This is a genomic window from Enterobacter sp. RIT637 (genome assembly GCF_019718755.1).
Lineage (GTDB): Bacteria > Pseudomonadota > Gammaproteobacteria > Enterobacterales > Enterobacteriaceae > Enterobacter.
Genome location: NZ_JAIHAZ010000172.1, coordinates 1 through 530 on the forward strand (window position 1 = coordinate 1; position 530 = coordinate 530).

1 pseudogene is annotated in these 530 nt (G+C 52.1%); it reads right to left on the reverse strand.

What is annotated here, in order from left to right:
* Positions 1-443, reverse strand: a pseudogene (locus K5E19_RS23835) (transporter); the annotation flags it as partial.
* Positions 444-530: the final 87 nt, after the last annotated feature.

Below are 530 nucleotides of genomic sequence, written 5' to 3' on the forward strand. Positions count from 1 at the left end.
ATATGACGGCCCGTTAAGAAGATCAGATTCAGCACCATCACCACGCCAAGACTCACCAGCACGCGCACGGTGGTGTCGACGGTCAGATGCTTCGCCAGCTGTTCTGTTATTGAGTTGGTGATCGCCACGGCATAAATCAGCACCACCACGAAGAAGGCGACAAAATAGAGGGTGGTGATCAGGTTGCCGATCTTTTTGCCGTAGTAGTGCGCCACCTCGCTGGTGATCCCTTCACTGCCTTTGGCGTTTGACGACAGGATAAACTGGGCCAGCGCTTTGTGCGGCCAGTAGGTTAAAGGATAAGCCACAAGGGCCGTAATGAGCAGGACAATCGCGCCTGCGGAGCCGAGCTGAATGGGCAAGAACAGGGTTCCTGCGCCCACGGCAGTGCCATAGAGGGCGAAACTCCAGAGAGTCTCTTCTTTTGACCAAATTTTCGACATTAGAGCAACGTATCAACTATAAAACGAACAAAAAGGAGGGTAATTTACCATAATTATGCGTTGAAGGCGCAGTTGACGTCGCAGGTA